The following is a 12808-nucleotide window of genomic DNA, read 5'->3' as shown; positions in this document are numbered from 1 at the left end:
ACTCGGGTTAGCGTCCGCTGATGCCCCGATCCTCGAACCGGGCCCGCGCCCTGGTGCGCGCCGCAGCGGTCGGCCTGGCCGGATTCCTGCCGGTGCTGGTCCTCGCCTGGCTCGTCCGCTCCGAGGCGCCGGGTGTCCTCGACGCCGACCACGCTGCCGTCGCCGCGGCCGTCGAGGCCACCCGGGACCGTCCCGTGCTGGAGGCGGGCCTGGTCGTCTGGCAGGAGATCACCCAGCCGCGCTGGGTGGTGCTCGCCGGTGGTCTGCTCTGCCTGTGGGTGTGGCGACGCCGCGCCCTGGGAGGCCGGGCGCTGTGGGCCTTCGGGACGCTCCTCGCCGCGTGGGCCCTGTCGGTGCTGGCGAAGGAGGCGGTCGGCCGGCTCCGGCCCCAGGTCGACGACGCGATCACGGCGGCGCCCGGCTTCAGCTTCCCGTCGGGTCACGCCATGGCAGCGGCGACCGCCGCGGTGACCCTGACCCTGCTCGTGTGGCCGCTGCGGGGACGCCGGGGGCGCGTCGCGGTCCCGGTGCTCGCCGCGGTGCTGACCCTGGTCACCGCCGTGCACCGAGTCATGCTCGGGGTGCACTTCCCCTCCGACGTCGCCGCCGGGACGTTGCTGGGTGCCACGTTCGCCGGCGCGTCGTACCTGGGCTACGTCGGCTGGACCAGCACCCGCACCACCGAGCCGGAGGCTCGATGACCACGTTCGTCCGCCGCTACGAGATCGACCCCAGCCGGCCCGAGGGCGGCGTGGTGCGGGACCTCGCCGTCCGGGCTCTCGCACCGGCCGCCGCCTGGTGGTGCGTCCTGGTGGGTCTCGGGTTCCTCATCGTGGGACCGCTCGACGACCTGCCGGCCGGGGACCACGTGGAGGGGTGGTTCGCCGACCGCCGGACCCCGGCGCTCGACACGGTCACCGAGTGGGTCGGGCACCTCGGGGCGACAGGGGTCGTCATCTGCGTCACCGTGCTGACCGTCACGGTCCTGTGGTGGCGCACGCGGCAGTGGTGGTTCGCGCTCGTGCCGGCGCTCGCGGTCTCCTTGCAGTCGACGTTGTTCGTGGCGGCGTCCGCGCTCGTCGGACGCGAACGCCCGGGCGTCCCGCAACTCGACGAGGCCCCGCCGACGTCGAGCTTCCCGAGCGGGCACACGGGCGCGTCCACCGCGCTGTGGCTCACCCTCATGATGCTGGCCCAGTGCATCCGGCACCCCGTGCTGCGCGTCGCGGCCACCGTGCTGTGCGTGCTGGTGCCGCTCCTGGTGGGGACCTCCCGGATCTATCGCGGGATGCACTGCCCGGCCGACGTCGCGCTGGGCCTGGCCAACGGGACGGTGTGCATGGTCCTCGCCTGGGGTTACTTGCGACGGTCCGTGCCGGGTCGCTCCTGACGGACCCGGCGGGCGCTGGTCGTCCCCTCGTGCGAGCCCACGGGCTCCTGGGCACGATGACGGCGCGTCGGATCCGGCGCGCCGAACGAGGGGAGCATCTGTGGACCTGGGTATCGAAGGACGCGTCGCGGTCGTCACCGGAGCGGACTCGGGCATCGGCCTGGCGTCCGCGTTCGAGCTGTTGCGCGAGGGCGCGCGCGTCGTCCTCACCGACACCGACGAGGCGGCGGTCGCGCCCTAGTGCTACAGCCGTAGATCGTGGCTGTGACCTGCGGGGAAGCGACGGGATAACGGCGACGACGAGTACTTCAGCCGTCCACCCAACGCCTGCCCGGGACATCGGGTGCTCTCGGCCGAGGTGTTCACTAGATTGGCTTAGGTGGAGGTTGTGATCGAGGTCCGCGACCTACGGATGCGCTACGGCGACAACGACGTGCTCACCGGGGTCGATTTCGACGTCCACACCGACGAGGTGGTCTGCCTGCTCGGCCCCAACGGCGCGGGCAAGACCACCACCATCGAGATCCTGGAGGGCTTCCGGGTCCGCTCCGGCGGCGAGGTGAGCGTGCTCGGCCAGGACCCGGCACACGCCGACGAGGACTGGCGGGCGCACACCGGTGTGGTGCTCCAGTCGTGGCGTGACCACCCGCGGTGGACGCCGCGCCGGCTTCTGACCCTGTTGGGCGGTTACTTCGAGCCGTACTCGACGCCCGGCCGCCCGAGGCCGTACGACGTCGAGGACCTGCTGGAGACCGTGGGGCTGACCGAGCTGGCGGACCGTAAGCTCACCGCCCTCTCGGGTGGTCAGCGGCGCCGACTTGATGTGGCCATCGGCATCGTCGGGCGCCCGGAGCTGTTGTTTCTCGATGAGCCGACCGCAGGGTTCGACCCGCAGGCCCGCCGCGAGTTCCACCGGCTCGTACACCGGCTCGTGAGCCTGGAGCACACGACAGTCCTGCTCACCACGCACGACTTGGACGAGGCCGAAAAGCTCGCCGACCGGGTGTTGATCCTGGCCGGGGGTCGCATCGTCGCCGACGATACGCCGGACGGTCTGGCGCGGCGGGCCGCGGGTGCCGCGGAGGTGCGGTGGTCCATGGACGGGGAGCGGTTCGTGCATCAGACGGACGACCCGACCGGGTTCGTCCGTGACCTGTTCGCCCAAGGCGGCGACGCGGTGCACGACCTCGACATGCGGCGGGCGAGCCTGGAGGACGCCTACCTTTCCCTCGTCCAACAGCATGAGGCGGGCCATGCCGAGGCAGCGGCCCGGTCGTTCAGGGAGGTGACCCGGTGAAGGCGCAGCACGCCGTGCGCCTCGGCTTGCGCAGAGGGTGGAGAGAGTTCGTCCAGAGCGTCCGCAGCAGCCAGGATCAGGGGTTCTACCTGTTCACCGCGCTCCTCGCGGTCGGCTACCTGTTCCTGGGCCGCAACACCGAGGTCGACGGAACCGACCTGCTGTTCCCCTCGGTGATGCTGCCGAGCATCCTCGGAGCGTTCATCGCCTTCGGCGTCGTGGTCGGCCCGGCGTACGCCCTTGCCATGGAGAAGGAGGATGGCACCCTGTTGCGGCACAGGGCGGTGCCCCATGGGTTGGCCGGCTACTTCACGGGTCAGCTGGTCTTCCATACCCTGAGTCTGCTTCCGCAGATGGTCCTGATCCTGCTTCCGAGCTTCTTGCTGTTCGAGAACTTGATGGCCGACAGCTCGGGCTGGCTCACCGTGGGGTGGGTGCTGCTGCTCGGCCTGCTCGCCGCCATGCCGATCGGCATGGTGATCGGGGCGCTGGTTCCCAGCGCGCAGAAGGTCGGCACCTGGGGGATGCTGCCGGTGATGGTGCTGGCCGGGATCTCCGGCATCTTCTACCCGATCCAGCAGCTGTGGGGCTGGGTGCAGGTGGCCGCCCAGCTGTTCCCGATGTACTGGCTCGGCCTGGGGATGCGGTCCGCGTTCCTTCCCGACTCGGCCGCCGCCCTCGAGCTCGGCGGGAGCTGGCGCACACTCGAGACGGTGCTGGTCCTCGGCGCCTGGGCGGTCGTGGGCGCCGTCGTGACGCCGCACGTGCTGCGTCGGATGTCGCGCCGCTCGACCGGCTCCCAGGTGCAGGCCGCCCGCGAGGCCGCCGTCCAGTGGGTACGGTGAGTAGCACCGGTCGCGCAGGCGGCCAGGCCACGACCTGTCAGACTCCGGCCACGAGTGGGAGAAGAGGAGACAGATGACCGGTCACCGGACTGAAGTCGAACGCCTGGTACGGGCACCCGCCGAACGGGTGTGGGCGGTCCTCACCGACATCGCGCATGCCGACGAGACGCTGGCCGGGGTGACGAAGGTGGAGCCGGTCACCGAGGGGCCCTATCGCGTGGGCACCAAGTGGCGCGAGACCCGTCGAATGTTCGGCAGGGAGGACACCCAGCAGTTGGAGGTCACCCTCGCCGAGGAACCGACACGCACCGTGGTCGAGGCGGACTCCTCGGGCGTCCACTACGTCACCGAGTTCACGCTGACGCCCACCGCGGACACCACCCGCCTCAGGATGAGCTTCACAGCCGTCCAGGCGCGGACCAACCCGATGCAGAAGGCGCTGTGGGCCCTGTTCGGCACGCTCGGCGCCAAGGCCACCGAGAAGGCGATGGCGAAGGACCTGCACGACATCGCCGCGAAGGCCGAACGGCAGTAGTACCAGGGAACCGCTAGCCGGTCTGCCCGGCTTCGCGGTCTTCTGCTTCCTGGTCTCGATGCTGGTGGACAGGCTCGGCATAGCGCCCGGCTTCGGCGTCGCGCTGGCCGGAGCCGTCGTGACGCAACTGGCCCTGCAGCAGGTCCTCGGACGACGGCGCCACCAGCAACAAGCCCACTCCCAGCGACGGGACGACATCACCCACGGTCAGCGACCTGATCTACGGCTGTAGTACTAGTGCGGCGAGTACTGGCCCGAGATCCGTCCCAACGCGGACGCGAGCTCCGCACGCCACCGGCCAGCCGCCACTCTGTGTGCCACGGCCGCCGCCACGGGCTTGTTGTTCCACGCAAGCGACGAACCCTGACGCGGTGGCCGCCTTGCGTCCAGTCAGTCTCACCACAGCAGGCCGTAGGGTGATGCCTCGTGATCTCCGAACTGTTGCTGGTCTCCGGTCGATCTGGAGTCGGGAAGTCGTCGGCGGCGTTCGCGCTCCACGATCTTCTTGCTGCCGAAGGCATCAAGCACGCAGTGATCGAGGGGGACGCCCTTGGCCTTGCGTGGCCTGAACCGTGGGAGCACCGGTTGGCCGCGCGCAACCTCGCCGCGGTCTGGGCGAACTACCGCGACCTTGGCTACCGCCGTCTGATCTACACGAACACGGTCGCCATCCTGGAAGCTGACGAGATCGCAGCCGCGATGGGTGACCAACCGCACGTGACATCGGTACTCCTCACAGCATCCGACGGCACGGTTCAGTCCCGACTGTCGCGTCGAGAGGACGGAGAATCGCTTCGCACCCACATCGAGCGTTCCGCGACTGCCGCAGCCATCTTGGATGAGCGCTCCTCTGCGAACGTGCATCGCGTCAGTACAGATGACCGAACCACCAGCGACGTCGCGGCGTCGCTTCGGTCTCTGTGGATCGACTGACAAGCCACCAGTCGCCCTTTCCTCGACGCCAAGCTTGCGGATGGTTCGCTCATCAACGCCAGATCGCCTGGCAATGATCTACGGCTGTAGTACTAGGCGGGTCGGGCCGACGAGGCCGGGGAGGCCTCGGCCTGCCCGTCGGTCCGCCCCGCCTTGATCACCTCGAAGATCGCCGTCCAGTTGTCCCTGCCGTGGCCGGCGGCCAGCGCCCGCTCGTAGTGGGAGAGGATCGCGCGGGGGAGTGCGGTGTCGACCCCCAGCTCCTCGCTCGCGCCGAGGATGTGCGCGGCGGTCGCGCCCATCATCGTGGCCGTGCTGAGGTGGCCGGGGTGCACACCGGTCTCGAAGTCCGCGCCCGGTGCTCCGTCGGCGTCGATCATCGCGGGCGTGTCGACGAGGGTCTGCAGCGCGTCCGGGACGAACTGCGTGGGCGGGATGCCGGCGGCCTGCGCGAGAGCCGCGGCGTGGGCGATGCCGGACAGCGCGGTGAGGAACACGTCGAGCTGTGCCTGGTACAGGAGCTGTGCGAGCCCAGGGTCCTCGCCGAGGTACCGGGGTGCGCCGAGCAGTGCGAGGGTGCGTTCCTGCGCGCGGAACGCCGCCTCGGGGCCGCTGTAGTAGACGTATGCGTCGTCCGTGCCGACCATCGGCGCCGGCGCCATGACGCCGCCGACGACGAGCGTCGCGCCCTGGTCCGCGACCCATCGTGCGGCGATGCGTGTCGCCCCCGGGGTGTCCGAGCTGAGGTTGACGACGGTCCTGTCACGCAGGGCCTCGGTCGCCGGGTCGAGGACGGTGTACATCGCCGCATAGTCCGTCAGGCTCAGCACGACGACGTCGCTCGCCGCCACGGCCTCGGTGGGTGACGAGGCGAGGACGGCTCCCTCGGCCACGAGCTGGTCTGCGCGCGACGGCGTCCGGTTCCAGACGGTGACGGGGTGGCCGGCGGCGAGCAGCGTGCGGACCATGGCCTGCCCCATGGGGCCGAGGCCGATCACGGTGACGGGTGCTGGTGTGCTCATGACGTTCCTCCTGCGACGATGGGCTGCTCCGCGTCGGCCCGCACCGCTCCGGCGTCGTGGCCCGGGTTTCTGATGCTCTCGACGATGCGCGCGAACCCGTCCGCCCCGTAGCCCGCGTCGACCTGGCGGCGGACGAGCGCTCGCACGGCCGCGACGACGTCGGTCGCGAGCCCGGCCTCCTCGCTCGCCCGCAGGATGTCGGACGGGTCCGAGAACTCGAGGCTCTGCTGGCCGGGGCCGCCGTAGTCGCGGCGGTCGACGACGTCGGCGTAGTCGGCGAGCTCGGACGTCATCGCGGCGAGCCAGGGTGCCGCGCGGCGGGCGAAGTCCGTCGCGCTCACGCCGGCCGTGCCGACCATCGCGGCGCCGTGGAAGAAGCCCGCGAACATCGCGTACATACTCGCCAGGAGCGCGAGGTCGTAGAGCGGGGCGAGGCCCGGGTCGTCGCCGAGCCAGGAGCTCTGCCCCCACCGGTCGAGGACGGGTCGCGCGGTGTCGAACGCGTCGCGCGGTCCGCTGTACAGCACCTCGGCACCGGGTCCGCCGATCATCGAGGGAACCGCCATGATCCCGCCGTCGACGTGGTCGATGCCGTGCTCGGCCGCCCAGGTGGCGAGGGCCCGCGACTCCTCGGGCGTGGTGGTCGTGACGTCGACGAGCGTGCGGTCGGCGAGCGCGTCCGCCACCGGGTCGAGCACCTCGAGGACGGACGCGTGGTCGAGGAGGCACACGACGACGATCTCAGCCGCGACGGCGGCCTCGCGGACCGTCGTCGCGGCCCGGGCACCGGCGGCGGCGAGGGCCTCCGCGCGGCCGGGGGTGCGGTTCCACACCGTGGTGGGGTGCCCGGCGGCGAGGGTGGCGGCCGCGAGGGCGCTGCCCATCGCGCCGAGGCCGAGGACGGTCACGGATGGTGCTGGCGGGCTGGGCATCGTTCCTCCGGGGTGGGTGGTGCTGCTCGGACGACGCCCGGCGCGGCGTGCCCTCGCCATCCACCCTCGCCGACGTACGGTCGCCCGGGAAGAACGCACTTCGAGGTGGGGTTCTCACTCCCAGGTAAGCGTGCAGGTCAGCGACGAAGGAGTGAGCGATGACGACGACGGCCCCCTCTGCTCCCGGGTCCAGCCAGGTTCCCGGTGCGCCCGGCAGGTCTCTGCGGCGCGGTCCCTACGTGTGCGGCCTCGACGCGGCGATGGACGTCGTGAGCGGCAAGTGGAAGGCGTTGATCCTCTGGGAACTCGAGGACCACGGCGTGCGCCGCTACGCCGAGCTCAAGCGCGGCCTGCCCGGGGTGAGCGACAAGGTGCTCGCCCAGCAGCTGCGCGAGATGGAGGCCGACGGCCTGCTCGTGCGTAAGGTCTTCCCGGAGGTCCCGCCGCGCGTCGAGTACTCGCTCACCGAGCAGGGCAGCGCGCTGAACACCGCGCTCGAGTCGCTGGGTGACTGGGGACGCGGCCGCATCGCGCGGCTCGACGCGCCGGCCTGACGGCCCGATGGTGACCACGCCATGCACGGTCAGCACCGGCTGAGAGACCCGGACCCCCGGCGGGTCCCCCGCCGGGCCTGTGGGTAGGGCGCGGTACGGTCGCGGCCATGAGGATCCTGCACACGTCGGACTGGCACCTGGGGCGCACGCTCCACGGTGTCGACCTCATCGAGCACCAGGCCGCTTACGTCGACCACCTCGTCGAGCTGACTCGCACCGAGGGCGTCGACGCGGTGCTCGTCGCGGGTGACGTGTACGACCGCGCGATCCCGCCGGTGGACGCCGTCTCGCTGCTGTCCGACGCGATCTCGCGCCTCGCCGAGCACGCCGCGGTCGTCGTGACGCCCGGCAATCACGACTCAGCCGTCCGCCTCGGCTTCGGTGCCGGCATCATGCGCCCGGGTGTGCACGTGCGGGCCTCGGTGCCCGACGTCGGTACGCCCGTCCTCCTCGACCCCGCCCGGGGCGGTGGTCCTGTCCTCGTCTACCCCCTGCCGTACCTCGACCCCGACGCGGTGCGCCGGGAGCTCGCGGACGGGTCGTCGGCGACTGGCTCCGCCGCGGCGCACTCCGACGAGGAGGTGACGCCGCTCGCCCGCTCGCACGAGGCGGTCACGGCCGCTGCGATGCGCCGGGTCGGCGCGGACCTCGCCCGCCGCCGGGACGCGGGGACGAGCGCGCCCGCCGTCGTGATGGCGCACGCGTTCGTCGTCGGCGGGCTGGCGTCGGAGTCGGAACGCGACATCCGGGTCGGCGGCGTTGACTCCGTCCCTGCGGGAGTCTTCGGCGGGTGGGGCCTCGACTACGTCGCGCTCGGCCACCTGCATGGCCCGCAGGTCGTCACGGTCCCCGAGGTGTCCCGCGAGCGCGACGGCACCGACGGCACTGATGGCTCCGCCGGTACAGGCACTGAGGGCCGCCCGCCGCTTGCGCGGTACTCCGGGTCGCCGCTCGCGTACTCCTTCTCCGAGATGCACCAGAAGAAGTCGACGGTCCTGGTCGACCTCGCCGCGGGCTCCGCACCGCCGCACGTCGAGCTGATCCCGGCGCCCGTCCCGCGCCGGCTCGCCGAGGTCACCGGGTCCCTGGACGACCTGCTCGGCGCGGCCGGTGAACCGCACGTCGCGGACTGGTTGCGCGTCGTCGTCACGGACCCCGCGCGGCCCGCCGAGCTGTTCGCCCGTGTCCGGGCACGGTTCCCGCACGCGCTCCAGATCCAGCACCGCCCGCCCGTCGCGGCCGAGCGCGAGACGATCGCGCTGATCGGGGCGGGCCACGACCCGCTCGAGGTGACGCGCGACTTCGTCGACCACGTCACGGGTGCGCCCCCGAGCCCGGATGAGGACGCCGCGCTGCGCTCCGCGCTCGAGCTGGCCGTGGCGAGCGAGCGGAGCGCCTGATGCACCTGCACTCGCTCACGCTCCGGGCGATCGGGCCGTTCCCCGGTGAGCACCGCATCGACTTCGCCGAGCTCGGCGCGTCCGGGATCTTCCTGCTCGAAGGTCCGACCGGTGCGGGCAAGTCCACGGTCATCGACGCCGTCGTCTTCGCGCTGTACGGCAAGGTGGCCTCCGAGGCGGCGAGCGAGGACCGGTTGCGCTCGGCGTACGCGACCGACGACGTCGAGTCGTTCGTCGACATCGTCTTCGAGACGGGCTCCGGCGTCTACCGGGTCCGCCGCACGCCCGAGTTCCGGCGGGCGAAGAAGCGTGGCACCGGGACCACCACGCAGCAGGCCGGGGTCCGGATGTGGCGGCTCGCGACCGTCCCCGAGCCGCCGCGGCCGGGAGCGGACGAGGAGCCGCACGGTGAGCTCGTCTCCGCCCGCCTCGACGAGGCCGGCGCCGAGATCCAGCGGGCGGTCGGGCTCGACCGCCGGCAGTTCGTCCAGACGGTGGTCCTCCCACAGGGAGAGTTCGCGAGCTTCCTGCGCGCCGACCCCGAGCAGCGCCGCGGCCTCCTGCAGAAGGTCTTCGGCACCGAGGTCTACGAGCGGGTGCAGGCGCAGCTCGCCGACCTGCAGCGCACGGCGCAGAAGTCCGTCAGCACCGCGCGCGCGGCGGTGACCGGCGCGGTCGAACACTTCTGCGGTGCCGCCGGGCTCGCGACGGACACGGCCGAAACCCTCCGGTCCGCCGACGACGAGGCGGCGGCCGACCTCGCCCGCACGCACATCGCGCAGCTCGCCGCCGCCGCGGACGACCTCGCGGCGCGGGAGCTCGCCGCGAACGCCGCGCTCGTCGCGGCGCGCGCCGACCTCGACGCCGCCCGTGAGCTCGAGTCAGCGACGGCCCGCCGCAACGCGCTCCGCGTCGAACAGGCGGTTCTGGTAGAGCGCGCACCCGAGGTGCGCGCCGACGTCGGGCGGCTGGACGCCGCGCGCCGAGCCACCGTCGTCGGTCCGGCGCTCGACGGGGTGCGCGCCGCGGAGCGAGCGTTGGCCGCCGCGCAGGAGGCCCGGATGCTCGCCCGCACGGGCGTCCCGGGGCGGCTCGTGGACAGCGACGTCAGCGCGCTCGAGGCGATCCGGTCCGACGTGGCCGCAGCCACCGTGCGCCTCGAGCGGCTGCGGCCGATCGGCGCGGAGCTGCCCGCGCAGGAGCGCGAGCTCGTCGACGCGCGCAAGGACCTCGCCCGCGACCAGGAGGAACGAGCGCGCCTCGCCGCCGACCTGGCCGAGCGGCCGGCTGCTCGGACGGCGCTCGCCGCGCAGATCGCCGAGCTCACCCAGGTCGCCGGTGAGCTGCCGCTGCACCAGGAGCGTGTGCTCTCGGCCGAGGCCGTGCTCACCGCCGCGCGGCACGTCGACTCCACGCTCGTCGAGCTCACGGAGGCGCGCGGACGCCGTGACGCCGCCGTCCGGACCGCGACGACGGCGGTCGACACCGAGCGCGCCGTGCGGACGGCGCGCATCAACGGCATCGCCGGTGAGATCGCGACGGGCCTCGTCAACGGCGACCCGTGCCCGGTCTGCGGCTCCGCCGACCACCCCGCCCCCGCCGTCGTCACCCCGGACCATGTGAGCAGCGAAGATGTCGAGGCCGCCGAGCAGGTCCGCGCCGCGGCCGAGGAGACGCTGCAGGTCGCGGGCGCGGCCGTCCACACGCTGACCGAGCGGCTCGAGGCGCACCGGCGCGCGGCCGGCGGGGTCGACTCCGCGGCCGCGGCCGAGCGCGTCGCCCAGGCGCGTGAAGCCGTCGACGTCGCACAGCGGGCGGCGACCGAGCGCCGGGCGGCGGCGACCCTCCTCGCGGACCACGACCTGGAGACGGCCACGCTTACCTCCCGTGCCGCCGAGCTGGCCGAGCACGTGGCGTCCCTCGACGTACGGTTGGGGTCGCTCGCCGAGCAGGTCGCCCGGCGCCGGGAGGAGATCGCCCACGAGATCGAGGCCGCGGGCTCGCTGCTCGAGGAGACCGAGCTCCCGGACGTGCTCGCCGACGAGGGCTCACCCGCCAACCCCGTGGCCGTGCTCGAGGGAGCGCTGCGCGACCGTGCCCGGTCGATCGACGCCCTCCTCGAGGCCGAGAACGACGTGCGCGCCGCCACCCGTTCGGTGACCGACCGCCAGGCCGAGCTCGTGCGGGTGACCACGGAGAACGGCTTCGAGGACGTCGCCGGCGCCCGGGCCGCACGCCTCGCCGGGGACGAGATCACGGAGCTGGAACGCCGGATCGCCCAGCACGAGGCCGCGGTCGCGCGGGTCGAGGCAGGGCTCGCCGAGCCGCAGGTCGCCGACCTCGCCGAGGACGTCCTCGCCGACGTCCCGACCGCGAGGACCGCGGTCCAGCGGGCGGAGGCGGAGACGACAGGCCTGGCCCGCCAGCACGAGTACGCGAGCCGCCGCGCTGCGTCGGCCGCCCAGGCGTGCACCGGCATCGAGCGGGCCATCACGGCGTGGGAAGCGGCCCGCGCGCAGGCGGCCCCCGTGACACGGATGGCCACGCTCGTGTCGGGCGCCGGATCCGACAACACCAAGGCGCTGTCGCTCGCGACGTTCGTCCTGGTGCGGCGCTTCGGGGACGTCGTCGCCGCCGCGAACGCCCGGTTGCTCGAGATGTCCGGGGGGCGCTACGAGCTGGTGCGCAGCGACGAGCGCGAGGACGTGCGCACGCGCCGCACCGGGCTCGCGATGAAGGTCGTCGACCACCGCACGGAGGCGGCTCGCGACCCGCGCACGCTCTCCGGCGGGGAGACGTTCTACGTGTCGCTGTGCCTCGCGCTCGGGCTGGCCGATGTCGTGACCGCCGAGGCCGGGGGAGTGGAGCTCGGGACGCTGTTCGTCGACGAGGGCTTCGGGACGCTCGACCCCGAGACGCTCGACGCCGTCCTCGGTGAACTCGGCAAGCTCCGGGCCGGGGGCCGGGTCGTCGGGGTCGTGTCGCACGTGGAGGCGCTCAAACAGTCGATCGCCGAGCGCATCGAGGTGCGGCAGCTACCGAGCGGCGCCAGCACGCTGAACGTGCGGGCCTAGCCGCTGCCCGGTCAGTGACTCGGCCAGCGCCGCCATGCGCTCGCGCGTTCCGTCGTGCTCACCGAAGTGGACGGCCAGGCGCGTCGCCCCCGCCTCCCTGTAGGCGATGACCTCATCGGTGATGCGGTCGATCGGTACGGTGCCGTCCCACGCGATCCGCAGGGCGGCCACGACATCGCGGTCGGCGGCCAGCTCGTCCAGCGTCCGGGCTCGCTCGGCGAAGGCGGCGGGGCTGGCAGGGATGCCTTGCCAGATATCGCCGTACCGTGCCGCGCGCCGTAACGCGGCGTCGCTGTTGCCGCCGACCATGATCGGCACCATACCGTCGGGGATCGGGGCGAATACGCCCTGCTCGTAGGAAAATCGTCGTCCGCTGTAGGGAGCGGCGCCTCCGGCGAACAGGTGCCGCAACAGGGCGAGCGCGTCGTCGGTGATCGCACCTCGACGGGCGTAGTCCGCTCCGACGGCATCGAACTCCTGCTCGTTCCAACCTACCCCGACGCCCAGGATCACCCGCCCGGCCGAGAGCTGGTGCAAGGTCGCGATCTGCTTGGCGAGCACGAACGGGTCTCGCAGCGGAGCGACCAGCACCGAGGTGCCCAGCCGAAGTCGCTCGGTGACCGCGGCCAGATGGCCGATCGTCACCAGCGGCTCGTACACCCCGCCGAAGGTGGCTCCGTACTCGCCCGGCGGCAGCACATGATCGGGCAACCACGCGGTCGAGTAGCCAAGCTCCTCCGCGGCTTGCGTCAGATCGACGAGGGTGTCCACGGGCATCGAAGGCGACTCGTCGGGCAACACCACCTCAAGTTCCATGACAGGACCG

14 protein-coding genes are annotated in these 12808 nt (G+C 72.5%); 10 read left to right on the top strand and 4 right to left on the bottom strand.

From position 1 onward, the window contains the following. Positions 1–20: 20 nt before the first annotated feature. From PZC42_RS16335 to PZC42_RS16310, 6 genes are all read left to right on the top strand, one after another. Positions 21–701 carry a phosphatase PAP2 family protein gene (locus PZC42_RS16335; protein ID WP_277212661.1) on the top strand — a complete coding sequence of 227 codons (681 nt, stop codon included), beginning with the start codon at positions 21–23 and terminating at the stop codon, positions 699–701. Then, on the top strand, positions 698–1390 hold the full coding sequence (locus PZC42_RS16330; protein ID WP_277212660.1) for a phosphatase PAP2 family protein: 693 nt from the start codon (positions 698–700) through the stop codon (positions 1388–1390). The genes PZC42_RS16335 and PZC42_RS16330 overlap by 4 nt, the downstream gene beginning before the upstream one ends. Before the next feature lie 100 nt (positions 1391–1490). Beyond that, positions 1491–1631 carry an SDR family NAD(P)-dependent oxidoreductase gene (locus PZC42_RS16325; protein ID WP_308199846.1) on the top strand — a complete coding sequence of 47 codons (141 nt, stop codon included), beginning with the start codon at positions 1491–1493 and terminating at the stop codon, positions 1629–1631. Positions 1632–1769: 138 nt separating this feature from the next. Further along, the gene (locus PZC42_RS16320; RefSeq protein ID WP_308199845.1) at positions 1770–2687 is read left to right on the top strand and encodes an ABC transporter ATP-binding protein; all 918 of its coding nucleotides are present in this window, start codon (positions 1770–1772) and stop codon (positions 2685–2687) included. After that, entirely contained in the window at positions 2684–3532 is an 849-nt protein-coding gene (locus PZC42_RS16315; RefSeq protein ID WP_277212659.1) for an ABC transporter permease, read from the top strand. The genes PZC42_RS16320 and PZC42_RS16315 overlap by 4 nt, the downstream gene beginning before the upstream one ends. A 73-nt stretch (positions 3533–3605) precedes the next feature. Further along, complete coding sequence (locus PZC42_RS16310) at positions 3606–4067, top strand: SRPBCC family protein (RefSeq protein WP_277212658.1); 462 nt, start codon at positions 3606–3608, stop codon at positions 4065–4067. A 13-nt stretch (positions 4068–4080) separates the two neighbouring features. Here PZC42_RS16310 and PZC42_RS16305 read toward each other — a convergent pair whose 3' ends face one another. Beyond that, positions 4081–4272 (bottom strand): hypothetical protein, encoded by a 192-nt coding sequence (locus tag PZC42_RS16305; RefSeq protein WP_277212657.1) that lies wholly within the window; start codon positions 4270–4272, stop codon positions 4081–4083. A 221-nt stretch (positions 4273–4493) separates the two neighbouring features. Between PZC42_RS16305 and PZC42_RS16300 the strand changes: the two genes are divergently transcribed. After that, on the top strand, positions 4494–5000 hold the full coding sequence (locus tag PZC42_RS16300) for an ATPase (RefSeq protein ID WP_277212656.1): 507 nt from the start codon (positions 4494–4496) through the stop codon (positions 4998–5000). Between the two features lie 92 nt (positions 5001–5092). On the opposite strand, the gene PZC42_RS16295 is transcribed toward PZC42_RS16300, so the two are convergent. Both PZC42_RS16295 and PZC42_RS16290 read right to left on the bottom strand, forming a co-directional pair. After that, positions 5093–6022 (bottom strand): NAD(P)-dependent oxidoreductase, encoded by a 930-nt coding sequence (locus PZC42_RS16295; protein ID WP_277212655.1) that lies wholly within the window; start codon positions 6020–6022, stop codon positions 5093–5095. Next, complete coding sequence (locus PZC42_RS16290) at positions 6019–6930, bottom strand: NAD(P)-dependent oxidoreductase (protein WP_277212654.1); 912 nt, start codon at positions 6928–6930, stop codon at positions 6019–6021. Before PZC42_RS16290 ends, PZC42_RS16295 begins: the two co-directional genes overlap by 4 nt. A 182-nt stretch (positions 6931–7112) precedes the next feature. Here PZC42_RS16290 and PZC42_RS16285 point away from each other — a divergent pair, with 182 nt between their 5' ends. From PZC42_RS16285 to PZC42_RS16275, 3 genes are all read left to right on the top strand, one after another. Then, positions 7113–7508 carry a winged helix-turn-helix transcriptional regulator gene (locus PZC42_RS16285; RefSeq protein ID WP_277212653.1) on the top strand — a complete coding sequence of 132 codons (396 nt, stop codon included), beginning with the start codon at positions 7113–7115 and terminating at the stop codon, positions 7506–7508. 107 nt (positions 7509–7615) lie between these two features. Further along, positions 7616–8908 (top strand): exonuclease SbcCD subunit D, encoded by a 1293-nt coding sequence (locus PZC42_RS16280; RefSeq protein ID WP_277212652.1) that lies wholly within the window; start codon positions 7616–7618, stop codon positions 8906–8908. Then, positions 8908–11982 carry an AAA family ATPase gene (locus PZC42_RS16275; protein WP_277212651.1) on the top strand — a complete coding sequence of 1025 codons (3075 nt, stop codon included), beginning with the start codon at positions 8908–8910 and terminating at the stop codon, positions 11980–11982. The genes PZC42_RS16280 and PZC42_RS16275 overlap by 1 nt, the downstream gene beginning before the upstream one ends. Here PZC42_RS16275 and PZC42_RS16270 read toward each other — a convergent pair. Further along, entirely contained in the window at positions 11944–12798 is an 855-nt protein-coding gene (locus tag PZC42_RS16270) for a TIGR03619 family F420-dependent LLM class oxidoreductase (protein WP_277212650.1), read from the bottom strand. The two genes, PZC42_RS16275 and PZC42_RS16270, sit on opposite strands and share 39 nt — an antisense overlap. Between the last annotated feature and the right edge of the window lie 10 nt (positions 12799–12808).

This window comes from Isoptericola croceus (genome assembly GCF_029382255.1).
Taxonomy (GTDB): domain Bacteria; phylum Actinomycetota; class Actinomycetes; order Actinomycetales; family Cellulomonadaceae; genus Isoptericola; species Isoptericola croceus.
This window is presented reverse-complemented; position numbering and strand designations above follow the sequence as displayed.

Excerpts from the sequence above, each read along its gene's own strand:
- PZC42_RS16335 (WP_277212661.1), top strand. The coding sequence starts at position 21 with ATGCCCCGATCCTCGAACCGGGCCCGCGCCCTGGTGCGCGCCGCAGCG.
- PZC42_RS16330 (WP_277212660.1), top strand. The coding sequence starts at position 698 with ATGACCACGTTCGTCCGCCGCTACGAGATCGACCCCAGCCGGCCCGAG.
- PZC42_RS16285 (WP_277212653.1), top strand. The coding sequence starts at position 7,113 with ATGACGACGACGGCCCCCTCTGCTCCCGGGTCCAGCCAGGTTCCCGGT.
- PZC42_RS16310 (WP_277212658.1), top strand. The coding sequence starts at position 3,606 with ATGACCGGTCACCGGACTGAAGTCGAACGCCTGGTACGGGCACCCGCC.
- PZC42_RS16275 (WP_277212651.1), top strand. The coding sequence starts at position 8,908 with ATGCACCTGCACTCGCTCACGCTCCGGGCGATCGGGCCGTTCCCCGGT.
- PZC42_RS16295 (WP_277212655.1), bottom strand. The coding sequence starts at position 6,022 with ATGAGCACACCAGCACCCGTCACCGTGATCGGCCTCGGCCCCATGGGG.
- PZC42_RS16270 (WP_277212650.1), bottom strand. The coding sequence starts at position 12,798 with ATGGAACTTGAGGTGGTGTTGCCCGACGAGTCGCCTTCGATGCCCGTG.
- PZC42_RS16280 (WP_277212652.1), top strand. The coding sequence starts at position 7,616 with ATGAGGATCCTGCACACGTCGGACTGGCACCTGGGGCGCACGCTCCAC.